24 protein-coding genes are annotated in these 24,844 nt (G+C 72.4%); 11 read left to right on the plus strand and 13 right to left on the minus strand.

Features of this window, described 5'->3' with window-relative positions; genetic code table 11:
* Positions 1–12: 12 nt before the first annotated feature.
* Entirely contained in the window at positions 13–3,102 is a 3,090-nt protein-coding gene (putA, locus tag miv_RS20160) for a bifunctional proline dehydrogenase/L-glutamate gamma-semialdehyde dehydrogenase PutA (protein ID WP_207178498.1), read from the minus strand.
* A 124-nt stretch (positions 3,103–3,226) separates the two neighbouring features.
* Here putA and miv_RS20165 point away from each other — a divergent pair, with 124 nt between their 5' ends.
* Entirely contained in the window at positions 3,227–3,691 is a 465-nt protein-coding gene (locus miv_RS20165; RefSeq protein WP_060848166.1) for an Lrp/AsnC ligand binding domain-containing protein, read from the plus strand.
* A gap of 508 nt (positions 3,692–4,199) precedes the next feature.
* On the opposite strand, the gene miv_RS20170 is transcribed toward miv_RS20165, so the two are convergent.
* The 4 genes from miv_RS20170 to miv_RS20185 are packed head-to-tail and all read right to left on the minus strand — an operon-like array spanning position 4,200 to position 7,475.
* Positions 4,200–5,042 (minus strand): methyltransferase, encoded by an 843-nt coding sequence (locus miv_RS20170; protein WP_207178500.1) that lies wholly within the window; start codon positions 5,040–5,042, stop codon positions 4,200–4,202.
* Positions 5,039–6,079 (minus strand): glycosyltransferase family 4 protein, encoded by a 1,041-nt coding sequence (locus tag miv_RS20175; protein ID WP_207178502.1) that lies wholly within the window; start codon positions 6,077–6,079, stop codon positions 5,039–5,041. Before miv_RS20175 ends, miv_RS20170 begins: the two co-directional genes overlap by 4 nt.
* Positions 6,079–6,480, minus strand: coding sequence for a 6-pyruvoyl trahydropterin synthase family protein (locus miv_RS20180; protein WP_207178504.1), 402 nt, complete (start codon positions 6,478–6,480; stop codon positions 6,079–6,081). Before miv_RS20180 ends, miv_RS20175 begins: the two co-directional genes overlap by 1 nt.
* 11 nt (positions 6,481–6,491) lie before the next feature.
* Complete coding sequence (locus tag miv_RS20185) at positions 6,492–7,475, minus strand: zinc-dependent alcohol dehydrogenase (RefSeq protein ID WP_244748611.1); 984 nt, start codon at positions 7,473–7,475, stop codon at positions 6,492–6,494.
* Here miv_RS20185 and mdoH point away from each other — a divergent pair.
* From mdoH to miv_RS20205, 4 genes are all read left to right on the plus strand, one after another.
* Positions 7,467–9,251 carry a glucans biosynthesis glucosyltransferase MdoH gene (mdoH, locus tag miv_RS20190; protein WP_207178506.1) on the plus strand — a complete coding sequence of 595 codons (1,785 nt, stop codon included), beginning with the start codon at positions 7,467–7,469 and terminating at the stop codon, positions 9,249–9,251. The two genes, miv_RS20185 and mdoH, sit on opposite strands and share 9 nt — an antisense overlap.
* Positions 9,252–9,332: 81 nt before the next feature.
* Complete coding sequence (rlmN, locus tag miv_RS20195; RefSeq protein WP_207178508.1) at positions 9,333–10,652, plus strand: dual-specificity RNA methyltransferase RlmN; 1,320 nt, start codon at positions 9,333–9,335, stop codon at positions 10,650–10,652.
* A 13-nt stretch (positions 10,653–10,665) separates the two neighbouring features.
* Positions 10,666–11,163, plus strand: a complete 498-nt coding sequence (locus miv_RS20200; RefSeq protein WP_048430111.1) for a hypothetical protein — start codon at positions 10,666–10,668, stop codon at positions 11,161–11,163.
* Between the two features lie 213 nt (positions 11,164–11,376).
* Positions 11,377–12,906, plus strand: coding sequence for a sensor domain-containing diguanylate cyclase (locus tag miv_RS20205; protein WP_207178510.1), 1,530 nt, complete (start codon positions 11,377–11,379; stop codon positions 12,904–12,906).
* A 4-nt stretch (positions 12,907–12,910) separates the two neighbouring features.
* Here miv_RS20205 and miv_RS20210 read toward each other — a convergent pair whose 3' ends face one another.
* The 3 genes from miv_RS20210 to miv_RS20220 form a co-directional block, all read right to left on the minus strand.
* On the minus strand, positions 12,911–13,546 hold the full coding sequence (locus tag miv_RS20210) for a LysE family translocator (protein ID WP_048430113.1): 636 nt from the start codon (positions 13,544–13,546) through the stop codon (positions 12,911–12,913).
* Between the two features lie 134 nt (positions 13,547–13,680).
* Complete coding sequence (locus miv_RS20215; RefSeq protein WP_082171938.1) at positions 13,681–14,943, minus strand: porin; 1,263 nt, start codon at positions 14,941–14,943, stop codon at positions 13,681–13,683.
* 280 nt (positions 14,944–15,223) lie between these two features.
* Positions 15,224–16,102, minus strand: a complete 879-nt coding sequence (locus miv_RS20220; protein WP_207178512.1) for a LysR substrate-binding domain-containing protein — start codon at positions 16,100–16,102, stop codon at positions 15,224–15,226.
* Between the two features lie 104 nt (positions 16,103–16,206).
* Between miv_RS20220 and miv_RS20225 the strand changes: the two genes are divergently transcribed.
* The 5 genes from miv_RS20225 to miv_RS20245 all read left to right on the plus strand — a co-directional run bounded on the left by miv_RS20225 (position 16,207) and on the right by miv_RS20245 (position 20,130).
* Positions 16,207–16,473 carry a DUF1127 domain-containing protein gene (locus miv_RS20225; RefSeq protein ID WP_244748612.1) on the plus strand — a complete coding sequence of 89 codons (267 nt, stop codon included), beginning with the start codon at positions 16,207–16,209 and terminating at the stop codon, positions 16,471–16,473.
* 127 nt (positions 16,474–16,600) lie between these two features.
* Positions 16,601–17,731, plus strand: a complete 1,131-nt coding sequence (locus tag miv_RS20230) for a zinc-dependent alcohol dehydrogenase family protein (protein ID WP_207178514.1) — start codon at positions 16,601–16,603, stop codon at positions 17,729–17,731.
* 226 nt (positions 17,732–17,957) lie between these two features.
* Complete coding sequence (locus tag miv_RS20235; protein ID WP_207178516.1) at positions 17,958–18,395, plus strand: tellurite resistance TerB family protein; 438 nt, start codon at positions 17,958–17,960, stop codon at positions 18,393–18,395.
* Between the two features lie 61 nt (positions 18,396–18,456).
* Complete coding sequence (locus tag miv_RS20240; RefSeq protein ID WP_207178518.1) at positions 18,457–19,332, plus strand: NAD(P)-dependent oxidoreductase; 876 nt, start codon at positions 18,457–18,459, stop codon at positions 19,330–19,332.
* A gap of 489 nt (positions 19,333–19,821) precedes the next feature.
* Complete coding sequence (locus miv_RS20245) at positions 19,822–20,130, plus strand: ribbon-helix-helix protein, CopG family (protein WP_244748613.1); 309 nt, start codon at positions 19,822–19,824, stop codon at positions 20,128–20,130.
* Positions 20,131–20,722: 592 nt separating this feature from the next.
* On the opposite strand, the gene miv_RS20250 is transcribed toward miv_RS20245, so the two are convergent.
* The 5 genes from miv_RS20250 to miv_RS20270 form a co-directional block, all read right to left on the minus strand.
* Complete coding sequence (locus tag miv_RS20250; RefSeq protein WP_244748615.1) at positions 20,723–21,025, minus strand: nitrile hydratase accessory protein; 303 nt, start codon at positions 21,023–21,025, stop codon at positions 20,723–20,725.
* A complete protein-coding gene (nthB, locus tag miv_RS20255) occupies positions 21,022–21,696 on the minus strand; it encodes a nitrile hydratase subunit beta (protein WP_207178522.1) in 675 nt (224 codons plus the stop codon). Before nthB ends, miv_RS20250 begins: the two co-directional genes overlap by 4 nt.
* Entirely contained in the window at positions 21,693–22,358 is a 666-nt protein-coding gene (nthA, locus tag miv_RS20260) for a nitrile hydratase subunit alpha (protein WP_048430761.1), read from the minus strand. The genes nthB and nthA overlap by 4 nt, the downstream gene beginning before the upstream one ends.
* An 87-nt stretch (positions 22,359–22,445) precedes the next feature.
* The gene (soxA, locus tag miv_RS20265) at positions 22,446–23,192 is read right to left on the minus strand and encodes a sulfur oxidation c-type cytochrome SoxA (RefSeq protein WP_244748617.1); all 747 of its coding nucleotides are present in this window, start codon (positions 23,190–23,192) and stop codon (positions 22,446–22,448) included.
* Between the two features lie 128 nt (positions 23,193–23,320).
* The gene (locus tag miv_RS20270) at positions 23,321–23,554 is read right to left on the minus strand and encodes a hypothetical protein (protein WP_048430759.1); all 234 of its coding nucleotides are present in this window, start codon (positions 23,552–23,554) and stop codon (positions 23,321–23,323) included.
* Positions 23,555–23,759: 205 nt separating this feature from the next.
* On the opposite strand from miv_RS20270, the gene msrP reads away from it, so the two are divergent.
* Positions 23,760–24,734, plus strand: a complete 975-nt coding sequence (msrP, locus tag miv_RS20275; RefSeq protein ID WP_048430758.1) for a protein-methionine-sulfoxide reductase catalytic subunit MsrP — start codon at positions 23,760–23,762, stop codon at positions 24,732–24,734.
* Positions 24,735–24,844 lie beyond the last annotated feature (110 nt).

Raw genomic sequence — 24,844 nt, forward strand, 5'->3', positions numbered from 1 at the left:
CCCCCGCGGCGCTCAGCCCTCCATGGCGATCAGCGCCGCGTCGCCGCCGGCCGCCGCGGTGTTGATCGTCACGGTCTGCTCGGTGGCGAAGCGCAAGAGATAATGCGGACCGCCGGCCTTCGGGCCGGTGCCCGACAGGCCGTGGCCGCCGAAGGGCTGCACGCCGACCACCGCGCCGATCATGTTGCGGTTGACGTAGACGTTGCCGGTGGAGAGCCGCGACACCACCCGCTCCACCGTGGCGTCGATGCGCGAATGCACGCCGAGCGTCAGGCCGTAGCCGCTGGCCTCGATCGCATCGAGCACCCGGTCGAGATCGGCCGCCTTGTAGCGGGCGACGTGCAGGATCGGCCCGAACACCTCCTCCGCCAGCGCCTCCGGACCGGCGATCTCGTAGATCTGCGGCGCCACGAAATGGCCCTCGCCCGGCACCTCGCCGACGTAATGGGCCCGGGCCGCGCGGCGCATCGCGGCGCCGTGGCGGTCGAGGCGGGCGCGGGCCTCCGCGTCGATGACCGGGCCGACATGGGTCGCGGGGTCGCGCGGATCGCCGAGGCGCAATTCGCGCGCGGCGCCCGCCACCATGCCGATCACCTTGTCGGCCACGTCCTCCTGCACCAGCAGCAGGCGGAGCGCCGAGCAGCGCTGGCCGGCGGAGCGGAAGGCGGAGGTCACCACGTCGTCGGCGACCTGCTCGGGCAGCGCGGTGGCGTCGACCAGCATCGCGTTGATGCCGCCGGTCTCGGCGATCAGTGGCACGATCGGCCCGTCCTTGGCGGCGAGCGTCCGGTTGATGTGGCGCGCGACCTCGGTCGAGCCGGTGAAGACCACGCCGGCCGCGTCGCGATGGGCCACGAGCGCCGCCCCGACCGCGCCGTCGCCCGGCACGAGGTGGAGAGCGCTTGCCGCGATGCCGGCCCGGTGCAGCAGGCGCACGGCCTCCGCGGCCACCAGCGGCGTCTGCTCGGCGGGTTTCGCCACCACGGCGTTGCCGGCCATCAGGGCCGCCGCGACCTGGCCGACGAAGATCGCGAGCGGAAAATTCCACGGCGAGATCGCCACGAACACGCCGCGGCTGCGCAAGGTCAGCCGGTTGCTCTCGCCGGTCGGGCCCGGCAGGGCCTGCGGCGCCCCGAAGAGCGTGCGCCCCTGCGCGGCGTAGTAGCGGCAGAAATCCACCGCCTCGCGCAGCTCTGCCACGGCGTCGTCGAGGGTCTTGCCGGCCTCGGCCTGGAGCAGGTGGATCAGCCGGCCGGTCGCGGCCTCCATCGCGTCGGCGGCCCGCTCCAGGGCCGCGGCGCGCCGCTCGGCCGGGACCCGGCCCCAGGCGGCCGCACCCTTGCGGGCGGCCTGCATCGCGGCGGCCGCGGTCTCGGGCGAGCCCTCGGCGACGCGGCCGACGACCGTGCGGGCATCGCTCGGGCTCACCACGTCGCGCATCGTGCCGGGTTGCGTCGCGCCGTCGATCACCGGTGCCGCCTCGGCGGTTCCACGGGCGGCGGCGACCGCATCCGTCAGGCGCTCCAGGCTCGCCCGGTCGCCGAGCTCGAACCCGGCGGAGTTGACCCGCTCCGGCGCGAACAGCGCGGCCGGGCGCCGCAGCTTCGCGTGGCGGGCCCTGTCCGGGTTGCCGACGCTCTCGGCCGGGCGGCGCAGCAGGGTCTCGACCGGCACGGCCGGGTCGGCGGCCTGCGAGACGAAGGACGAGTTGGCGCCGTTCTCGAGCAGGCGGCGCACCAGGTAGGCCAGCAGGTCGCGGTGACCGCCGACCGGCGCGTAGGTGCGGCAGGCCGCCCCCGGCACGGTGGCGAGCAGCCGGGCGTAGAGCGCCTCGCCCATACCGTGCAGGCGCTGGAACTCGTAGGTGCCGGCCTCCGGACCCGCACGCTCGACGATGGCCGCGACGGTCAGCGCGTTGTGGGTGGCGAATTGTGGGAAGAGCCGCGGCCGATGGGCCAGCATCCGCTCGGCCGCCGCCAGGTAGCTGAGATCCGTCATGCTCTTGCGGGTGAAGACGGGGTAGTCGGGCAGGCCCCGTTCCTGCGCCCGCTTCACCTCGGTGTCCCAGTACGCGCCCTTGACGAGCCGCACCATCAGCCGCCGGTCGAGGCGGGCGGCGAGGTCGGCGACGTGGTCGATCACCTGCAGGCAGCGCTTCTGGTAGGCCTGGACCGCGAGGCCGAACCCGTCCCAGCCGGCGAGCGAGGCATCGCCCAGGACCGCCGCGATCACGTCGAGGGAAAGTTCGAGCCGGTCGGCCTCCTCGGCATCGACCGTGAAGTTGAGGTCGTAGCTCTTGGCCGCCTTGGCGAGGTCGAGGAGGACCGGCACCAGTTCCGCCATCACCCGGTCGCGGCCCACCGCCTCGTAGCGCGGATGGAGCGCCGAGAGCTTGACCGAGATGCCCGGCCGGTCGGGCAGCGCCCGGTTGCCGGCGGCCCGCCCGATCGCCTCGATGGCGGCGGCGTAGGACTCCTTGTAGGCCCGGGCATCCTCGGCGGTGCGGGCGCCCTCGCCGAGCATGTCGAAGGAGTAGCGGTAGAGCCGGCCCTGTCCGCTCGCCGAGCGCTTGAGCGCCGCCTCGATCGTCTCGCCGAGGACGAAATGCCCGCCCATCACCCGCATCGCCTGGCGGGCGGCCTGGCGCACGGCCGGAAGCCCCAGGCGCTTGGCGAGGCCGGCCAGGATGCCCTCTGGCGTGTCGCCGGGCTGGATGATCCGGGCCGAGAGGCCGAGCGCCCAGGCGGAGGAGCGCACCAGCAGGGCCTCCGAGCGGGTGGCGTGCTGCTCGAACCCGCCGAAGCGCAGCTTGTCCTCGATCAGCCGGTCGGCGGTGGCGGCGTCCGGCACCCGCAGCAGGGCCTCGGCCAGCACCATCAGGGCCAGCCCCTCCTTGGTCGAGAGCGAGTATTCGCGCAGCATCGCCTCGACGCCGCCGAGACCCCCGCTCTCCTGCCGGATCGCCCCGATGAGATCGCGGGCGAGTGCATCGACCTTCGCCTCGCGCTCCGGGGGCAGCGTCCCCCGCTCCAGGAACAGGCGGGCGAGGGCGGCGTCGTCGGCGGCGTAGGGGGCGTGGAAGACCGGGAGAGGGGCGGGCATCGGGGCGGGTCCGGGCGGGGCGGCTGAACGATCTGCAGCGTAGTCGCCCTTCCACCGCGCTTCGATGGCGGGTATCGCTCGTTCGCCGCATGATCGGCGGTGAAACCGGGTTGTGACAGAGAAAATGACGGACGGGCTCGACCGGGTCGATCGGCAGATCCTGAAAATCCTCCAGCGCGAGGGGCGCATCCCGAACGTCGAGCTCGCCGAGCGGGTCGGGCTCTCGCCCACCGCCACCGGCGAGCGGCTGCGCCGGCTGCAGAAGGACGGGGTGATCACGGGTTTCGGCGCGCGGCTCGACCCGCAGCGCCTCGGCCTGAGCCTGCTCGTCTTCGTCGAGGTCTCCCTCGACAAGACCACGCCCGACGCCTTCGCGCGCTTCGCCGCCGCGGTGCGCCGCGCGCCGGAGGTCCTGGAATGCCACATGGTCGGCGGCGGGTTCGACTACCTGGTCAAGGCCCGGGTCGCCGACATGCCGGCCTATCGCCGCTTCCTCGGCGAGGGGCTCTTGTCGCTGCCCGGCGTCAACAACACCCGCACCTACGCGGTGATGGAGGAGGTGAAGAGCGACGGGGTGCTGCCGCTGTGACGCGATGTCGGTGCGATCTTTCGGGATGTCGATCGGGCGCGTCCCCCCTCTCCCGACTGGGAGAGGGGCCGGGCGATCAAAGATCGCGCGTGAGGGTGATACGGTTCAGTTTGAAGCGGTGAACGTCGTGCTCGCAGCGGTACGGTTTGAGTTCGACTCAGAGCCGTAGCACCCTCGTGCGATCTTCGATCGCCCCTACCCCTCTCCCACACGGGAGAGGGGATCCCGCGCTTGATCCTTAAGGGGATTTTTCCCGGACAGCCCTCCACACAACTTGCAGCGATACCGGGCAGTCCGGGATTGCTTGAGGAAGGGGAAAGCGCCCGCTTTCACAAGGGGTTGGGCTTCAGAAACGTTGTGTGAATCCGCTGGGCCCGCGGGGAGAGGGGAAACCCCCACTCGGCTCGTCTCGTGAAGGGATTCGCAAACTTCCGGCCATTCCCGAGCCGCGCCACAGCGACCGGAACGACGTATGGGTGGTCTCGCTCCCGGTCCGCTCCGGTGCTCCTCAGGCCGGTGGCGGCACCGCCAGCAAATCCCGGTGTCCGATCACCGCCCCCGTCCCGGGCGCCTGCCGGGCCTCGCGCCACGCCTCGGCCTCGTCCGGGGCGACCCGCCCGGTCTCCGCAGCCGCCCGGGCCGTGCCCTCGGCGAGCTGATGCAGCAGGTCGGCCTCGTCCGGGCCGAGGCGCCAGGGGCTGTTCGCGGTCTCGACCGCGTAGCCGTGGCTCCGGAAGGCCCGGGCCAGGGCTGCGGTGGCGGCCGGGCCGGTCGAGGGGCCGAACCCCTTGTCGCCGCCCTGGTGGGCCAGGAAGGCGGCATGGATCGCGGCGTCGGCCGGGTGGGGCGGCGTCCAGCGCTCCTGCCCGTCATAGGTGAGCGCGGTGTAGAAGACGGCGCCCGCCGCCGCGACCGCCCGCGCCAGGGCGGCGATCCAGGCCTCCGACACGAGGTCGAACAACGCCGCCGCGGTGACGAGACGAGGCGCCTCCGAAAGGGCCGCCTCCGGACCCGCCGCGAGGTCGAGGACCCGGAACCGCACGGCGATCCGGGCGCCGCCCCGGTCCAGGATCAGCCCGTCGCCGGCCTCCTCCACCCGCTCGGCCCAGGCCGCGAGCCGGGCGCGGGCGGCGGCGAGGAGCGCGGGATCGTGATCGACCAGCACCCAGTCCTGGGCCGGGCCGAGATGCGGCGCCAGAGCCCGCAGGTTCGAGCCGGTGCCGCAGCCGAGATCGACCGCCCGCACGGGCGCCCTCAGCGACCGGCCGAGCGCGGCGACGAGGCCCGGTTCGCGGGCGGCGTGGTCGGCGGGCTCGCGCAGGGCGAGCCAGTCGGGACTGAAGCCGCTCATGACATCCTCAGGGCTGCGGCGATCGAGGCCGCGGTGTCGGGCCAGTCCGGCAGCCGTTGCCCGGCCGCCCAGGACGCGGCGGCGGCCTCGGCCCGCCGGGCGGGATCGGCGATGAGGTCGCGCAACGCCGCCGCGAGGGCGGGAGCGTCCCCGGGCGGCACCGTGCGGCCGGCCCCCGCCGGCACCGTCTCGGCGGCGGCGCCCCCGGTGGCGGCGACGAGGGGCAGGCCCCGGGCGAGCGCCTCCGTCAGCGCCATGCCGTAGCCCTCGAACAGGGACGCCGAGACCGCGATGTCGGCGCCGGCAAAGAGGGCGCCGAGGGCGTCCGGCGTCACCGCGCCGGCGAGCGCGACCCGCCCGGCGAGGCCCGCCGCGGCGATCTGCCGGCGCAGGGCGGCGGCGCTCTCCGGCACCCGGTCGAGGCTGCCCGCGATGGTGAGCGACCAGTCGAGATCGGCGAGCGTCGCGAGCGCCCGCACCAGGATGTCGTAGCCCTTGCGCGGGCTCACGGTGCCGACGGCGAGGAGCCGGAGGTGGGGTCCCGGGCGCGGCGCCACCCGGGCGGCCGGAGCGGTCCCGGGCTCCGCCACGGTGATCCGCTCCGGCGCCACGCCGAACGCGGCCGTGAGAAGCCGGGCGGTGTAGCGGCTCGTCGCGACGACGTGGCTTGCGAGCGCCAGGGCCGCCCGCTCGCCCGCCACCAGGGTGGCCGCGCGCTCCGGCGACAGCCCGGTCTCGTAGCCGAGGGGATGATGGACCAGCGCCGCCATCGGCCGCCCGGCGGCGCGGATCAGCTCCGGCGGCAGCGCACCGTAGGCCAGCCCGTCGACGAGGAGCGCGGCCTCCGCCGGCACCCCCGCCAGGGCGGCCCGCGTCCGGGCGAGGTCGTCGGCGCCCGGATCGGGGAAGCCGTCCGGCAGCGCCAGCGACTCGGCCGCGACCCCTCGAGCCGGCAGGTGCCGGAGGATCTGCCGGGCATAGGCGTAGCCCCCGGTCGGGGCCGCGAGGTCGCCCGGGACGGCGAGGACCAGGCGCATCAGGCGAGCGGCGCCTCGAACCAGGCCCGGGCCAGATGCGATTCGTGCAGGGTCACGCGCAGGCGGCTCACCCCCTCGCCGCCGGGGCCGAGATCGCCGGCCCGGGTCGCGGCGGCCATCGCCCGGTGGATGTGGCCGCACAGGAACTCGGTGGTGGTGTTCTCGCCGGAAAATTCCGGCACGTCGTCGAGGTTGCGGTAGTTCAGCGGCGCCAGGATCCTTTTGAGCGCCTCGCTCGCCCGGCCGATATCGACCACCACCCCGTCCGGTGTCAGGCTCTCGCGGAAGAACGCCACGTCGACCACGAAGGTCGCTCCGTGCAGGGCTTGCGCCGGCCCGAACAGATCGCCCCGGAAGCTGTGGGCGATCATCACGTGGTCGCGGACCTCGACGGCGTACATGGGCGGGTTCCTCAGTAGCGGATCACGGTGCACAGGCCCGGCGCGCCGGGGCTCAGCAGGCGGGGCAGGGCGGCGGGCAGATCGGCGAAGGCGACCTCCTCGGTGAGGAGGGCGTCGAGGCGCGGATCGCGCAGCAGGTCGAGGGCCTTGAGGAGCCGCCGCCGGTGGGTCCAGCGCGGCCGGCGCGAGGCCGCCACCGCCCCGACCTGGCTGCCGACGAGGCGCAGGCGCCGGGCGTGGAAGGCGAGGCCCAGCGGCGCCGCGACCGGCTCGGTGCCGTACCAGCTCAGCTCGACCACCGCCGCCTCGTCGCCGGCGAGCGACAGGGCGAGGTCGAGCCCCGCCGCGCTGGCGCTGGCATGGACCACGATGTCGGCCTCCGGCGTGGCCGCCTTGGGCCGCGCGAAGGCGAGGCCCAAGGCGTGCGCGGTCGCCTCGCGGGCGGGATCGCGATCGATCAGCTGCACCTCCGCTCCCGGCAGGCCGGCGCAGAGATGGGCGACGAGGAGCCCGACCACGCCGCCGCCGACCACCGCGATCCGGTCGCCCGGGCCGGCGCCGGAATCCCACACGGCGTTCAGCGCCGTCTCCATGTTGGCGGCGAGCACGGCGCGGCGCGGCGGCAGGTCCGAAGGCAGCGGGCAGAGCGTCGCCCGGGGGGCAACGAAGCCCTCCTGGTGCGGCTGGAGCGCGAAGACGCGTCCGCCCTCCTCGGTCTCGCCGACCGCGCAATAGCCGTACTTGACCGGGAACGGGAACTCGCCGCCCTGCGCCGGGGCGCGCATCCGCCCGGCGACTGCCGCCGGCACCCGGCCCTCGAAGACCAGGCGCTCGGTGCCGCGGCTGAGCGCCGTCCACAGGGTGCGCACCCGGGCCTCGTCGGGATCGGGCGGGGGCAGGCGCTCGTGTCGCAGCTCCGCTTGCCCGGCCGCGCTATACCAGAGCGCCCGCACGGTCTGAGCCGTGTCGCCCTCGGATGCCTGACGATGCCGCAAACCGACTCCTCGGTGGTCGCCCGCGCGGAGAGTTCCGCCCGCGCTCCTCTCACGACGCCGACGGGCCTGCAAGCCTGCATCACCCTGCGTCGCCGCCGCCTCGCGGTGCTCGGGCTGACTCTCGTCACCGGCCTCGGCTTCGCGCTCGCGCTGGCCGCGGTGCTGGCGCAGGACGGGTTCGACGGTCTCGACCTCGCGCTGCTGATCTGCGGCCTCGCGACCCTGCCCTGGACGGTGCTCGGACTGTGGAACGCCGCGATCGGCTTCCTGCTGCTGCGGGCCGGCCGCGCCGGCCTCCTCGCCGCCGCGCCGCACGCCGCGGCCGGGGAGGGGGATGCGCCGCTCCACCTGACGACCGCCGTGGTGATGACCCTGCGCAACGAGGATCCGGGCCGGGCGCTCGCCCGCCTCGCCCTGGTGCGCGAGAGCCTGGAGCGCACAGGCCATGGAGCGGCCTTCTTCTACCATGTGCTGAGCGACAGCGACCGGCCCGTGGTGGCGCAGGCCGAGGAAGACTGGGTCGCGGCGTGGCGCGCCGGGCTGCCCGAGGCGGAGGCCGCCCGCATCCGCTACCGGCGGCGCTCGGACAACGAGGGCTACAAGGCCGGCAACTTGCAGGAATTCTGCGTCCGCAGCGACGCCGACCTGATGCTGCCCCTCGATGCCGACAGCCTGATGACCGGCCCGGCGATCCTGCGCCTCGTGCGGATCATGCAGGCCCATCCGCGCCTCGGCATCCTCCAGAGCCTCGCGGTCGGCGCCCCCGCCGCGAGCGCCTTCGCGCGGCTGTTCCAGTTCGGCATGCGCCACGGCATGCTGCCCTACACGCTGGGCGCCGCCTGGTGGGGGGCGGAATGCGGCCCGTTCTGGGGCCACAACGCGCTCGTGCGCATCGCCCCCTTCGCGGCGCAGTGCCGGCTGCCCCCCTTGCGCGGCGGCGGCGCGGTGCTGTCGCACGACCAGGTCGAAGCGGTGCTGATGCGCCGGGCCGGCTACGAGGTCCGGGTTCTGCCGATCGAGGAGGGCAGCTTCGAGGACAATCCGCCGACGCTCCTCGACCACCTCGCCCGCGACGTCCGCTGGTGCCGCGGCAACCTGCAATATCTCCGCCTGCCGCCACTGCCGGGTCTCGAGCCGATGAGCCGGTTCCAGCTCGTCTGGGCGGTCCTGATGTTCCTCAATCCGCCGGCCCTGACCCTGGCCCTCCTGCTCCTGCCGCTTCGCGCCGCGACCCAGGACGGCCCGGCGGCGGGGGCCGCCGCCCTCTACCTCCTCTGGCTCCTCCTCTCGCTTGCCCCGAAGCTCGCCGGCTACGCCGCCGTGCTGGCCGACCGCGAGGCTCGGTCGGCCCATGGCGGGGGGATGCGGTTCCTCGCCGGGGCGCTGGCCGAGGTCGCGGCCTCGTTCCTGCTGCTCGGCGCCTCGTCGGTGCGGCTCACCGGCGCGATGATCGGGCTCGCGCTCGGCCGGGCCGGAGCCTGGAGCGCGCAGGACCGCGATGCCCGGGGCCTGCGCTGGGGCGCGGCCATCCGCGCGCTCGGCGGCGTCACGCTGTTCGGGGTTCTCGTCTGCGGTGCGCTCGCCGCCGTCTCGCCGGTGCTGCTCGTCTGGAGCCTGCCGCTGACGCTGGGCAGCCTCATGGCGGTGCCGTTCTGCGTCCTCACGGCGGCGCGGGGGGCGGGACGCGCCATGGTGCGGTCCGGCCTCTGCGCCACCCGGGAGGAGATCGCGCCGCCCTGGGAGATCGCGCGCCTCGGCGCGGGGCGGGCGGCGTGATTCCATGCGGGGCATCGCGTTTCGGCCCGATTGCCCTTATATGCCCGCTTCACTCCGTTTCATCCGAAGGTTTGACGTATCATGGCGACGGCGTCGTTCGACTCCGCCCGGCGCGGGAATGGCGCTGGTCCCGGTGAGGCCCATCCCGGTCCGGCTCCCGCGATCGAGAAGACGCCCGAGATCCGCCCCGAGGCGCTGGAGACCACCGGCCCGACCTCGCTGGTCGGCCTCACCCGCGAGGCCCTGAAGGCCCGTCTCGCCGCCATCGGCGTGCCCGAGCGCGAGCAGCGCATGCGCGCCGGCCAGCTCTGGCACTGGATCAACGTGCGGGGCGCCTCGTCCTTCGACGAGATGACCAACGTCAGCAAGGTGCTGAAAGGTCAGCTCGCCGGCATCCACACCCTCGACCGGCCCGAGGTGGTAAGCGAGCAGGTGTCGCGCGACGGTACCCGCAAGTGGCTGATCCGCATGCCGCCGACCGGCAAGCACGACCACAATCGCGGCGCCGAGATCGAGTGCGTCTACATCCCGGCCAACGACCGCGGCACGCTCTGCGTCTCGTCGCAGGTCGGCTGCACGCTCACCTGCTCGTTCTGCCACACCGGCACGCAGCGCCTGGTGCGCAACCTGTCGTGCCAGGAGATCGTCTCGCAGCTGGTGGTCGCCCGCGACCGCCTCGGCGACTGGCCCGGCAAGACCCCGCCGAAGGGCGCCTTCGTGCCGGTCGACGGGTCGCGCTTCGTCTCGAACATCGTCTTCATGGGCATGGGCGAGCCGCTCTACAACGTCGACAACGTCATCGACGCGGTCGGCGTGATGAGCGACCACGAGGGCTTGGGCCTCTCGCGCCGGCGCATCACCGTCTCGACCTCCGGGGTGGTGCCGCAATTCGAGCGGCTCGGCCTCGAGGCGAACGCCATGCTGGCGATCTCGCTCCACGCCGTGCGCGACGAGTTGCGCAACGAGCTGGTGCCCCTCAACCGCAAGTATCCGATCCGCGAGCTGCTCCAGGCCTGCCGCGACTATCCGGGCGTGTCGAATGCCCGCCGCATCACCTTCGAGTACGTGATGCTGAAGGGCGTCAACGATTCCGACGCCGATGCCCGCGAACTGGTGCGCCTGCTCAAGGGCATCCCGGCCAAGATCAACCTGATCCCGTTCAATCCGTGGCCCGGTTCCAAGTACGAATGCTCGGACTGGGAGCGGATCGAGCGTTTTTCCGAGATCGTGTTCAACGCCGGCTACGCCTCGCCGGTGCGCACGCCGCGGGGCCGCGACATCCTGGCGGCCTGCGGCCAGCTCAAGAGCGAGACCGAGAAGCTGCGGGCCCGCGCCCGGATGATGCTGGAAGAGGGCATCGGTGCCGAGGGCGTCTATGCCGGCGCCCACGACGACGACTGAGCGGGCCGAAGGAATGTCCCTCGGGCGCCTCCTCGCGGTCGCGACCGCGCTCCTGATGGCGATCGCCTGCGGCGGTCTCGCCCTCGGGATCGGCGTCGTGCTCGACCCGGTCCTGCGCGACCTCCTCGGCACTCTCGGCCTGTCGGGGCTCGAAGCCGTGCTCTCCGACCTCGCCGAGGGCTACGCCCCCGATCCCGGCATGGTCGAGGGTGCGGTCAATCTGGGCCGGGCGATCCTGCTCCTCGTCGCGGTGCCGCCGGCCCTCAACGCCGTCGTGGGCGAGGTGCTGCGGTTCCGCTCGCTCGCCTGGTACGGCGGCGCCACCGGCCTCCTCACCGCGCTGCTGCCCTGGCTGATGCGCGGGCAGGCCGGGCCCGCCGGGGCCGGGGAGGGGCGTGTGACCGCGATCCTGTTCTGCGCCGGGGGCGTCGCCGGTCTCGTCTACTGGCTCGCCGCCGGGCGCTTCGCCGGGCGTGGGGCGCCGACGCTCTGGGCCGCCCCGCGGCGGTGACCCCGGCCGCCCTGCGGGCCGGCTCGATATTCGGTGTGTCAACAAACGATCGCCGCTCCTTGCCGAACCGGTAACCGCACCGGTGAATCTATCCGAAGGTTCGTGCAACCGAACGATAGAATCCGTTTGCGCGGGACGGCCGTGAAAGTCCTGTTTAGAGGTATGGGTGCCAAGTTGCACCTCGCAGGCCGCCTACCCGAGAGCTCCCGAACCATGCCGCTGCCACGCCGCCTCCTCGCCGGCTCCCAGGCCGTCCGGGTCAGCATCGTGCTCGGCCTGCTGGCGCCCCTCGGCATGCTCGTCGTGTCGGGCTTCATGCTGTACGAGATGCGGCGGGAGATGTGGGCCCGGGCCGAGGAGACCTCCCGCAGCCTGCTGCAGGTGATCGAGCGCGACATCGCCCGCAACATCGAGATCACCGACCTGGCGCTGCAGGGGCTCATCGCCAAGGCCGAGAACCCCTCCGTCGCCGCGGCACCGGAGGCGCTGCGGCGCCTGGTGCTGTTCGACCGCGTGGTGACCGCCGACGGCCTCGGCATCCTGGTGCTGTTCGACGAGCACGGCACCGGGATCCTGAACTCGCGCTATCCGTCGGGGGCCGGCGGCACCTTCGAGGACCGCGACTACTTCCGCGTCCACCAGACCAGCCCGGATGCCGGGCTCTACATCAGCGAACCCTACCTGTCGCGGATGTCGGGTGCCTACACGGTGGCGTTCAGCCGGCGGATCTCGAAGCCGGACGGCTCGTTCGGCGGCGTGGCCGTCGCAACGCTGAAGCTGTCCCACTTCACGCAGATCCTCGAGAAGGTCGGCCTGGGCCGCGACGGCAGCATCAACCTCGTGCGCGAGGACGGCATCCGCATCGTGCGGCTGCCCTACACCGTGCGGGATGTCGGCACCGACCTCTCCACCATGCCGAATTTCCAGCGCGTGCTGCACGAGCGAAGCGGCAGCTTCGCCGACCGGGCGGCCCGCGACGGCGTGCACCGGTTGTTCACCTTCGGGCAGGTCGGCGACCTGCCGCTCTTCCTGGTGCTCGGAATCGGCACCGAGGAGATCGAGGCCGGCTGGCGTGCCAAGGCCATGACCATCGGCGGCACCCTGCTCGCGCTCTTCTGCGTCGCCGTGCTGCTCGCGCTGCTGTGCGGCCGCGAGCTGCGCCGCCGCGGCGCCGTCGAGGCCGAGCTCGCCCGCCTCTCCCTCACCGATGGGCTGACCGGGCTGCCGAACCGTCGCCGCTTCGACGCGGCGCTCGACGAGGCCTGGCGGGGCGCGGCCCGCTCCGGCCGGCCCCTGTCGCTGCTGATCGTCGATGCCGACCACTTCAAGCGCTTCAACGACCGCCACGGCCACGCCGTCGGCGACGAGATCCTGCGCGGGCTGGCACGCTGCCTGTCGGCGGCCGTCCACCGGCCGCACGACCTCGTCTGCCGGATCGGCGGCGAGGAGTTCGCCCTGATCCTGCCGGAGACCGACGAGGAGGGCGCGGCCCGGGTCGCGGAGGGCGTGCGCGCCGAGGTGGCGACGCTCGCCCTGGGCCAGGCGGGCATCGCGGCCGGCGCGGTGACGGTGAGCGTTGGCCTCGCCCCGTCGACCGCCGCCGACACGCCGGCCGAGCTGTACCGGGCGGCGGATGCGGCGCTCTACGAGGCCAAGGCCGCCGGCCGCGACCGCGTCTGCCGGGCCGCGACGCGCCCGGCGCCGACGCATCTGCGCCTCGTCGCCTCCTCCGGCGGGGCGTGAGCGCTCAGCGCACCGTGAGCAGGATGCGGGCCGCGAAGGTCCCGAACAGTCCGGCGAACAGCCAGTCGATCCCCCGCATCAGCCGCGGCCGGGCCTGGAGCGCGCCGGTGATCCGGGCGGCGGCGAGCACCATCAGGATCCCCAGCGGCAGCGCCAGGCCGACGAAGGTGAGGCCCAGGACGGCGAGCTGCCCGGTCGGGTTCGGGGCATCGGCCCGCACGAATTGCGGCAGGAAGGTCAGGAAGAACAGCACCACCTTGGGATTGGTGAGGTTCACCCCGAGGCCGAGGCAGAAGGTGCGCCACGGGCCGCCCCGCACCGTCTCGGGCCGCACGGTCAGCGCCGAACCGTGGCGCAGGGCGTCGATGGCGAGCCAGGCGAGGTAGAGCGCGCCGACCACCTTCAGCACCGTGAAGGCGGTGGCCGAGGCGGCGATCAGGGCCGAGATGCCCAGCACCGCGGCGAGCGTGTGGAGCAAGGTGCCGAGGCTCGTGCCCAGGACCGTCACGATCCCGGCCCGGCGCCCCGAGCCGATGGTGCGGGCGAGCGTCAGGCTCATGTCGGGCCCGGGGGTGACGAACAGCACCAGGCAGGCGGCCAGATAGGCGATCAGGGTCGGGGCGTCGGGCAGAAAGCTCATCGGGCGGCTCCGCGGCGGCTGCCCCGGTCTGTAGCGGTTCGCCGCCCGGCCGCCAATTCCGCACGAACGGAAGCGCCCGCCCGGGAGGGTCCCGGGCGGGCGCGGATGGAGGCAGCTCGGATCGAGGCCGTCGATCAGAAGGTGATGCCGCCCTCGATCATGTAGCGGTCCTGCGAGGTGCGGTTGCCGGTGCGGCCGAAGCCGGTACCCAGCGTGCCGAAGGCGAGGTCGCCGCGGCTGATGTCGTAGAGCTGCACCCGCGAGTACTCGCCGCGCACGAAGTAGCGGTCGAAGGTGAAGGTCGGGGTGATGGTGAAGGACAGGGCCGAGCTGCCCGCGCCGTAGAGCAGGCTGGTGCCGCCGGCGAAGCGGTCGCCGGTCTGGGCGATGTACTCGACGCGGCCGGCGAGCGCGAAGTTGTCGTTGAAGGCGTAGCTGGCGAGAACCGCGCCGCCATAGGTCGAGGCGCCCTCGGCGATGCCGATCTTGAAGTCGCGCGCGACGTTCGTGTACTGGAAGTAGGGCGTGATCGTCCACGGCCCGTTCGAGTACGTGTAGTTGATCGACAGGATGCCGCTGTTCTGCTGGAACAGCGGGGTCGCGTAGGAGTAGCGCAGGCTGCGCGACAGCACGTCGGTGCGGTCGAGGTTGAGGCCGCCGTTGATGCCGAAGGTGTTGTTGTCGTCGAGCTTGTAGGTGATGGCGCCGGTCAGCCAGCTGATGTTGCCGGAGAAGAACCCGTCGGTGCCGGCGACCGAGGCTGACCACGGCCCGTCGCTGTAGTTCACCTGCACGCCGTGATTGATGATGTTCTCCTGGTTGAACAGGAGGCCGCGCGAGATGTTCAGGTTCTGGAAGGTGAACGGCGCCTCGGTGCCGATCAGGGTCGGCATGCGGCCGCCCTGGATCGACCAGTTGTCGTTGAAGACGTACTTGCCGAAGGCGACCGGCAGCGGCGAGAACAGCAGGTCGGTCTGGTCGAGGGCGCTGTAGTTCAGGAAGCCGAGCGCCGGAATCGCGTAGGCGCCGGCCTGGACGTAGAACTGGAACGGGCCGTCGGCCTTCTGGATCCAGCCCTGGATGTTGGTGAAGTCGACCCGGGCCGCCCGGTCGCTCGGCAGCGGGGCGGCCGAGAACGGGAAGGGATTGGTCTGGGTATAGGCGTAGCCGGTGATCGCGCCGCCGACATAGATGTCGCCGAAGCCGCCGAGGGTGAAGCAGGACGGGTTCGGGTTCGGCTTGATCACGCCGCCATAGGCCGGCAGCGACAGGGTCGCCTTGCAGTGTTCGACAACCGCCACCGGGGCCGGGGCCGGGGCGGCCAGGTCGGCGGCCAGGGCGGAGCCGGTCGACAGCAGGGCGACGGTCAGGCTGCTGAGGGTGAAGCGCATTGCCACGGTGACAAGTCCATCTGGGGCCGGTGACGGCCGGGCCAACTGCAGCCAAGCTGGCAGTATGGCCGGAACGTGGCAAAACCGAATGTTGTGCATCTGCTCAAAAAATATGCAAAATTAGCCATGTTCAGCCAGGGCTTGTTGCTGCGTGTCTTTCCCGCAACGCAACGGCATACTTGCGGCCTGTGTCGACCGCCGCGATCTGGCGATCATCGGCTCTGTGACGGACGCACCGCCAGGACGATGAAAGGATTCGGTAACCTGTGGCGGTGCGGCGCCGGCCTCACGCCTCCTCGGCCAGCATCCGGCGCAGCCACTCGATGAAGGCCGCGGCCTCCGGCGAGAGCGGACGGTCGGGCGCCGGCAGGGCCGCGAAGCCGCTCTCGAACCGGTGGAAGCCCGCGGGCGCGACGAGGCGGCCGGCCGCGAGGTCGTCGCGCACCAGCATCTGTTCCACCAGGGCGACGCCGAGGCCCGAGAGCGCCGCCTCGATGCACAGCCCGTTATGCGGGAAGGCGATGTCCCGTGCCGCTGCGAGCGCGCGGCCGGTCGCCGCCTCCCAGGCCGGCCAGGAATGCGGCGTATGCTCGTGCCGGATCCGGGTCTCGGCGAAGAGCCGCCCGTCCTCCGCCCGGACCGGATAGGCCGGGGCGCAGACGATGCCGAAGGCCACGTCACCGAGCCGGATCGCCCGGGCCTCGTCGCGAATCGGCCGGGCGAGCCGGTCCCAGCTCAGCATCAGGTCGGCGCCGTCGTCCCGCGGCGCCCGCGCCGAGGTCATCGAGAGCCGGACCTCCACCGTCGGTCGCTCGCGGTAAAATCCCGACAGGCGCGGTACGAGCCAGCGCATCGCGAAGGTCGCCCCGCAGGCGAGGTGGACGGTAGGCCTGCCCCCGGCATCGCGCAGACGCTGGTAGCCCCGCTCCAGCTCGTCGAGCACGCCCGCCACCACGCCGCGAAACGCCTCGCCGGCCGGCGTCAGCCGCAGGCCGGTCCCGGCCTTCTCGAACAGGGCGGTGCCGGCCTGCTCCTGCAGCGCCCGCACCTGGCGCGACACCGCCCCGTGGGTGCGCCCGAGCTCGTCCGCCGCCTTCGTGACCGAGCCGAGGCGCGCTGCGGCCTCGAAGGCGCGCAAGGCGGAGAGGGGCGGCAGCTGGCGCATCGGTCCCATCCGTGAGTTCTGCGCACGAAGCGCGCGGAAGAACTCAATATACGCCGCCGTGGTGCCCGGGTAGGCATGGGAAGCGAGACAGAAGGAGATCCGCCGTGGCCACCACCGTCATCCCGTTCCCGATGCACCGCGTCGCCGGCGCTCCGCGGACGCTGACCGTGAGCCGTGCGCACGAACCGCGTTTGGCCGGCGTGGCGATCCTGCGGGGCTGGTTCCGCCGCTGGTCGGCCCGCCGCACCCTCTCCCGCGACCTGCCCTTCATGACCGACGAGACCCTGGCCGATGTCGGGCTGAGCCGCCCGGAGGCCGTGGCGGAAGCCCGGCGCCCGTTCTGGCAGGCCGGCGCGCACGACGCGGCGTGAGCCGTCCGCAGCCGGTGCCGGCCCCCGTCCTGGCATGCGCCGCGGCCGGTTGACCGGCAGGGGAGCCGCTGCCAGCCTGATCCCGCCGGGGCCCGCACCAAGACGCGCCCCGCCGGGAGGATGAATCGTGCCCTTACGCGTTCGCGCCGCCGTGCTGCACCACGCCCCCGTGGCGCGGCCCTATGCCGAGACCCGGCCGCTCACCATCGAGACGATCGAGCTCGATCCGCCCGGGCCCGACGAGGTGCTGGTCAAGATCGCGGGCGCGGGCCTGTGCCATTCCGACCTCTCGGTCATCAACGGCGACCGGATCCGGCCGGTGCCGGTGGCGCTCGGCCACGAGGCGTCGGGCATCGTCGAGGAGCTCGGTCCCGGCGTCACCGACCTCGAGCGCGGCGACCACGTCGTGATGTCGTTCGTTCCGACCTGCGGCGGCTGCGCGCCCTGCCGCGAGGGACGCGGGGCCCTGTGCGAGCCCGGCAACGCCGCCAACGGCCGCGGCACGCTGTTGTCGGGCGCGCGTCGCATCCGCTGCGACGGGGTGGAGGTGAGCCACCACAGCGGCGTCTCGGCCTTCGGCGAGTACGCGGTGATCTCGCGCCGCTCGATCGTGCGGATCGATCCCGACATCCCCCTCGTCGAGGCGGCGCTGTTCGGCTGCGCGGTGATGACCGGCGTCGGCGCGGTGGTGAACACCTGCCGGGTGCAGATGGGCCAGAGCGTCGCGGTGGTGGGCCTCGGCGGCGTCGGCCTCTCGGCGCTGATCGGGGCGGTGGCGAGCGGGGCGGGCCGCGTCGTCGCGGTCGATCTCTCGGAAGACAAGCTCCGGATCGCCCGCGAGCTCGGCGCCACCGACGCGTTCCTGGCCTCCGATCCCGATGCGGTCGCGGCGATCCGCGACGCCACCGATGGCGGCGTCGACTACGCCCTGGAGATGGCCGGCTCGGTGAAGGCCTTCGACACCGCCTACCGGATCACCCGCCGGGGCGGCACCACGGCGACCGCCGGCCTCGCCAACCCGAACCACAGCTTCACCCTGCCGCCGGTCGGCCTCGTCGGCGAGGAGCGGGTGGTGCGCGGCAGCTACATGGGCTCCTGCGTCCCGGCCCGCGACATCCCGCGCTACATCGCGATGTACCGCCAGGGCCGCCTGCCGGTGAACAAGCTCATGACCGGCACCCTCACCCTCGACCAGATCAACGAGGGCTTCGACCGGCTCGACCGCGGCGAGGCGATCCGGCAGGTCATCGCCATGTGAGGGGAGTCCGGCGAGGGGAGGGTGGCCTCGCGCGCGTTGCGGGCGGGGCACGCCGGCAGTTTTTCGTGTCTGGCGCGCTCTCCTCGGCACTCCGCACCGCTCCACGGGCCGGTGCCGGCCTTGCCCGGGGGCGCGGGCACAGGCATCCAAGATCGGCCGCATCGATGATCGACCGCGACGAGGGCCGCCGGCGGCCGGCCCGAGGACCTTCACCGAAGGACGTGCCATGGGGCTGTTTCAGGATGCCTTCACCCGGGTCGGCCGGGTCGTCATGTCCTATGCGGGAGACACCGCCTTCCTCCACGCCGCCTGCTCGGCGGCCGCCGCCGTGATCCTGGCCGACCAGGAGATCGACGAGCAGGAGATCGAGACGGCTCTGGCCGATCTCAGCAACAACCCGATCCTGCACAAGTCCTATGGCGTGCTGAAGCTCGAACAGGAGCTGCACGAGGCGATCGCCCGGGCCAAGAGCCGGGCCGGGCGGCTGGAGAACCTGCGCCTCGTCGGCGGCATCGCCGACCGGCCGCTGGAGCAGCGCCAGGACGTCTTCCTCATCGCCGCCGACGTCGCCGACCAGGGCGGCATCAGCGAGCTGGAGCACAAGGCGCTGGACGAGATCGCCGAGGTGCTGTCCGTCGACAAGGCGGCGCTCCTCGGTTTGTGAGGCCCTGACACCGGGCGATTCCGCCTTATCTCCCGCGCGACGACGCGGGAGACGGATCGCGATGGATGTCGGATTTCTCGGACTCGGCCGGATGGGCCGGCCGATGGCGCTCAACCTGGTCAAGGCCGGCCACCGGGTCCGGGTCTGGAACCGGTCTGCCCAAGCCGCCGAAGAGCTGCGCGCCCACGGTGCCGAGCCGGTGGCGACTCCCGCCGAGGCGTTTCGCGGCGACGCGGCGGTGACGATGCTGGCCGATGACGCGGCGCTGCGCGCCGTCATCGTGGAAGGCGGCCTGCTCGACCAGGCCGAGCGCCCCGGGCTCCATCTCGGTACCAGCACCATCTCGGTCGCCCTCGCCGAGGAACTGGCGGCGGTGCACGGCCGAGCCGGCGTGCCTTATATTTCCGCTCCGGTCTTCGGCCGGCCGGACGTCGCGGAGGCGGGCAAGCTCAACATTCTGGCTGCGGGCCCCGAGGCGGCGATCGCCGCGGCGCAGCCGCTCCTCGACGCGATGGGGGCAAAGGTTTGGCGCTTCGGCGAGGCGCCGGCCCGGGCGAACGCCGTCAAGCTCGCCGGCAACATGATGATCGTCGCGGCGATCGAGGCGATGGGCGAGGCCGCGGCGCTGGGCGAGGCCCACGGCGTGCCGGCGGCCGACCTCCTCGACCTCCTGACGAACACGATCTTTTCCGCCCCGGTCTACAAGAATTACGGCGCCTCGATCGCGGCCGGCCGCTACGAGCCGCCGGGCTTCGGGCTGGCCCTCGGCGCCAAGGACGTGCGCCTGGCCCTCGCCGCCGCCGAGGCCGCCCGGGTGCCGATGCCGCTCGCCAGCGTGCTCCGTGACAGCCTGCTCGATGCCCTCGCCCACGGCGACGGCGAGAAGGACCTGGCGGCTTTGGCGACCGTGTCGGCGCGGCGGGCCGGGCGGGGGTAGGGCGAGGCCGCAAGGGGGGACGATCGATCGGATCCCGCCCCGGCCGGCGGATCGCGCGGCCGCGACGGCATCGCCGTCGGAGCCTGCGATTCTAGAGCATTTTCCGACGAAGTGGATGCCGGTTCGTCGAAGAAAATGCGACAAGACAATGACTTAGAGTGCTTCGCGATTGCAGCGCCACGGTACACGACACTGGCCGGGAACCGTGCGGCCAGGCTCCATGACCCATTGCAAACCAACCCCTTTTCCGGACGACTGAAGCGAAGCGGAAGGAGATCCGGAATCCAGCACGAAAAGTCGCGAAGCGTCTCAGTGTCTGCGACGGTGCAACAGGTTGAGCCGCTTCGCGGCAGGTCCTCTGCTGGATCCCGGATCTCCTTCCGCTGACGCTCCAGTCGTCCGGGAAAGGGGGTGGAACGCCCGCGTGGTGGCCTCCACTTTCTTCAATGTCGTGTACCGTGTTGCAGCGCGATCGTGAAGCGCTCTAGCGTGATCGCGGGCTTCGGCGGCCCGGAGCGGCCTTCGTCGTTCGCGTGCGGCGACTTGCTTGCTAGAATGGCGACCATTGATGAGGATGCCATGCCGGCCACCGTCGAAATTCCGTCCGAACAGGTCGAGGCCCTCGACCGGATCGCCGCTCGCGAGCACATGTCGCGCGAGGCTCTCGTGCAGTCTTTGATCGCTGAGTTCGTGTCCAGGCACGGGAGCGCATCCGATCTCGATCGCTTCTTCGGGAACTGGGGAGATCGTCCGATCGACGGCCTCGAACTCCAGAGCCGGTTGCGCGCGGAGTGGTAGCGCCGCTCTACGACACCAACATCCTGATCGATTTCCTGGTCGGTCGTGAGCAGGCCGCGCAGGTGTACCGGGCACGCTGGATCAAGCTGCCCGACGCGATCATCCTGGCCTCGGCACAGGTCCATGGCCTGACGCTGGTCACGGTACACGACATTGAAGAAAGTAGAGGCCACCACGCGGGCGTTCCACCCCCTTTCCCGGACGACTGGAGCGTCAGCGGAAGGAGATCCGGGATCCAGCAGAGGACCTGCCGCGAAGCGGCTCACCCTGTTGCACCGTCGCAGACACTGAGACGCTTCGCGGCTTTTCGTGCTGGATTCCGGATCTCCTTCCGCTTCGCTTCAGTCGTCCGGAAAAGGGGTCGGTTTGCAATGGGTCATGGAGCCTGGCTTGCAAGGTTCCCGGCCAGAGTCGTGTACCGTAGACGCTGGTGACGCGCGACAGGCGGGACTTCTCGGCCGGCGATCCGAACGTGCATGGTCCCTACACGATCTGAAGGCCTGTACGACGCCGTCGGCCGGGCCGCCCGGTGAAAGGTCGATCCGGGACCCCTACTCACACACGGCCGCGCTCCGGGAATCCATCGGCACCCTCACGCCCCCGGATCGTTCGCCAGCAGGATCGGCTGCCCGTGCGGCGTCGCCGCCGCGGCCCGGGCGAAGGCGGCCCGGCGCGCCTCCAGAGCCGCCGCGTCGGTGAGGCCGCGCGCGGCGATGAGCGCCTCGATCGTCTCGAGCCACAGGGCGTAATCCGCCGTGCGGTGGCCCGACCGGCCGAGGGCGTCCGCCCATTCCGTCCAGGTGAACAGCCCGGCATCGTGCAGCGACACGACGAGCGCGAAGGTCTGCGCCTCCCAGGGGGCGGCAAAGACCGGGGCGTCCGGCGGGCGGCTCACGCAGCCGTCCTCCGCGCCGGTTCGAGGTAGCTCTCGAAGGCGGCGACCGAGACGGTGAGGCCGGGATCCGCGTCCTCGCCCCACAATTCGATGGCGGCGAACCGCACGGTGTAGAGCCATTGCGGAGCCTCGCCCGCGAAGGCGGCGTTGGAATCCGGGAAAACGAAGCCGCCATGGACCCGCTCGACCGTGCCGGTGCGGCCGCGGACGTAGCGGGGCAGGCGGGTATGGCCGGCCGGATGGATCACCTTGGCCCGCACCTCGTCGCCGGGGGCGAAGCGGGCGGGGGTCGCCACCGGGCGGTCGCTCGGGAAGCCGCGGGCGAAGAGCGGTCCCACCTCCTCGGCCTTCAGCACCCGGGCCACGGGCGCGGGCGGCGCGAGGGCCGCGCCGGCGACCAGCTCGCCGGCCTCCACGAGGCCGTGCTGCTGTACCTGGCGTTCCAGCGCCCGGAACCAGATCCGGTAGTAGCTCGAGGTCAGGTACTCGCCCGGCGGCAGCGATTCGCGGGCGGCGCGGCTGGCATCGAGGTTCCAGGTGCCGGTGAGGCCCATCGCCATCGCCATGGCGAAGACCCGCTTCTCCCAGGGTGCGTGGAACCAGGGCTCGTCCGCCTCGAGGCCGAGCGGGCCGAAGCCCTGCATCCCGCCGAGATCCTGTCCGCCGTTCATGCGCGCACCACTTGGTCGGGGCTCAAGGGCAGCCCGGTGCCGATCATCGCGTCGCGGGTGACGAGGTCGGCGAGCGCCGCCTCGTCGAGGTGGTCGGTACCGGGGGGGCGCATCGGCAGCACCATGTAGCGCAGCTCCGCGGTCGAATCCCACACCCGGATCCGGGTCTCGGGCGGCAGCGTCGTGCCGAACTCGGCCAGCACCCCGCGCGGATCGATGACGGCGCGGGAGCGGTAGGGCGGCGACTTGTACCAGACTGGGGGCAGGCCCAGCACCGGCCAGGGGTAGCAGGAGCAGAGCGTGCAGACGACGACGTTGTGCTCCTCGGCCGTGTTCTCGACCACCACCATGTGCTCGCCGCCGCGCCCGCCGACGTCGAGCTCGCGCATCGCCGCGCTGCCATCCTCCAGGAGGCGCGCCTTGAAGGCGGGATCGACCCAGGCCCGCGCCACCACCCGGGCGCCGTTATGCGGCCCGACCTTGGTCTCGTAGGTCTCGATCAGGGTGTCGAGGGCGGCCGGATCGACGTAGCCCTTCTCGACCAGGATCGATTCGAGGGCCCGCACCCGCAGGTCCATCGGCGACAGCTCGCTGCCATGCGGGTGGTCGTGGTCATGATCGTGGTGGTCATGACCGTGCGAGTGGTCGTGGTCTTGCGCCATGCTGGTCCTCCCGGAGACAGGAGGATACGCGCCTGGCTCTCACACCGCCACCGTCACGGACGCGAGGCCGTCCCGGACGCGAGGCCGTCACGGACGCACGGCGGGGCTCTCGACGGGGAGGGGGGCGGCGCGCTCGGCGAGGTAGAGCGTGAGCGCCACGACCTCCGCGGAGCCCGGGCTGAACGGCTCCGCCCGCATGCCGGTCAGGCAGTTGCGCAGGCGCCGCTCCAGGGAGCCGAGATCCTGCCATTCCAGGCGGTAGAGCGGGTAGCCGTTCGGATGCCCCTGCGGGATCGTGGCGGCGCCGAGGCGCCGGCCCCACAGGGCATCGTGGCAGGCGGCGCAGGAGAAGCCGAGCTGGCCCATCGGCGTCGCGAACAGGCGCCGGCCCTCGCGCCGCGCCGGCGCGAGGCGGGGATCGTCCGGGGGCGACAGGGGCAGGCCGCGCGAGAGGTTCGCGAGGTAGGCGGTGAGCGCCAGGAGGTCGTGGCTCTCCCGCGGCAGTGGGGCCGCTCCCTGATGGCGGGTGCGGCACAGGTCGATCCGGCCCTCGAGGTCGACGGGCCGACCCGCCGCGTCGTCGAAGGCCGGGTAGCGGGCGGCGACGCCGCGCATCGCCGCTTCCGTATGGCATCCCGAACAGGGCGCCGCTCCGGGCGAGGGCGGACGGGCGAAGAGGTCGGCCCCGTCACGAACCCAGAGCATGCCCGGATTGGCGGTGTCGTCGGCCTGCATCGCCCGCGTCTCGGGCGCCATCTGGTCGAAGCCGGAGCGGCGCTCGGCGGGCGGGATGCCGGGGAGCGGGCTCTCCTGTGCTGCGGCTCCGAGGAGCACACTTGCAAGAAGCACACTTGCAAGAAGCACACTTGCGAGAAGCAGGCCTGCGAGAGTGCCGACCGTGCGGGAGACCGATGCGCGCATGCCGATGCTCCTCCCGGCCCGGCGGCACGCCGCCGGGCGGCTCAGATCGGCCGCACCTCGCCGGGGCGCAGCTTGAGGCGCGCGGCGAGGCGGTCGGACAGGGTGCCGCTCAGCTCCACCGATGCCTCCGGCGCCACCGCCTGCACGGCGGCGACGGCGGCCAGGGGATCGGTCGCCAGGGCGACGTAGACCCGCAGGGCCGGGGCGCTGGCCCCGTCGTCGGCGGCCGAGACGGCGACGGTGAAGGCGGTGTGCTTCGGCTTCTTCGGTGGCATGGCCCGGTATCGCATGGGGCCGCGCCCCTGTCTCCGCCGAAGCCGTTACGGGAGATACGCGTTTCGCCGCGGCAAAGCCTCGCCGATCTGGGCCTGATGAACTGGGCCTCGCTGACCTGTGACTTGCGCAGCCGGCCGTTCGCCCCGATCTCCGCTGACAGACACGGCTTCACGCCGCGGCCCCATTCCCCCGAGGAACTGGATCATGCACATCAAGGTCAAGCGCGCCTGGGAGATGCCCGAGCGCCTCGCCACCCCCGAATCGGTCTTCCTCGACCGTCGGGCGCTGCTGGGCGGCGGCCTCGGCCTCGCCGCCGCGTCGCTCGTCGGCGGCCCGGCCCATGCGGCCCTGCCGGGGGAGGGGACCGGCGCCGTCAAGACCGCCGACCTCTATCCGGCCAAGCAGAACCCGGCCTACACCCTCGACCGCCCGCTGACGGCCGAGCGCTACAGCGCCGACTACAACAACTTCTACGAGTACGGCACCAACAAGACGGTGACGCCGGGCTCGAATGCGCTGAAGGTCCAGCCCTGGACGATCAAGATCGACGGCCTGGTCGAGAAGCCGTTCGAGATCGGCTTCGAGGACCTGGTGCGCAAGATGGCGCTGGAGGAGCGGCTCTATCGCCACCGCTGCGTCGAGGCGTGGTCGATGGCGGTGCCGTGGACCGGCTTCCCGCTCTCGGCCCTGCTGGCGCTCGCCAAGCCGAAGGGCGACGCCAAGTATATCCAGATGCAGACCTTCATGGACAAGGCGATGGCGCCGGGCCAGCGTGCCTTCTTCTATCCATGGCCCTATACCGAGGGCCTGACGATGGCCGAGGCCAACAACGAACTGGCCTTCATGGTCACCGGCGTCTACGGCAAGCCGCTGCTCAACCAGTTCGGCGCGCCGCTCCGGCTCGCCGTGCCGTGGAAGTACGGCTTCAAGTCGGTGAAGTCGATCAACCGCATCACCTTCACGGCCGAGCGGCCCAAGACCTTCTGGGAGGGCCTGCAGGCCTCCGAATACGGCTTCTGGGCCAACGTGAACCCGGCCGTGCCGCATCCGCGCTGGAGCCAGGCGAGCGAGCGGGTGCTCGGCACCGACGAGCGGGTGCCGACCCTGATCTATAACGGCTACGGCGCGCAGGTCGCCGACCTCTACAAGGGGCTCGAGAAGGAGCGCCTGTTCGTGTGAGGAGCGAGGGTCCCTATCGCGTGAACCCTCCCCCCCTCTGCGGGGGAGGGTGGCGAACGCAGTGAGCCGGGAGAGGGGACGCCGCTTCTGGAGAGGTCGCGACCGTGATG

The organism is Methylobacterium indicum (assembly GCF_017347565.1).
GTDB lineage: Bacteria > Pseudomonadota > Alphaproteobacteria > Rhizobiales > Beijerinckiaceae > Methylobacterium > Methylobacterium indicum.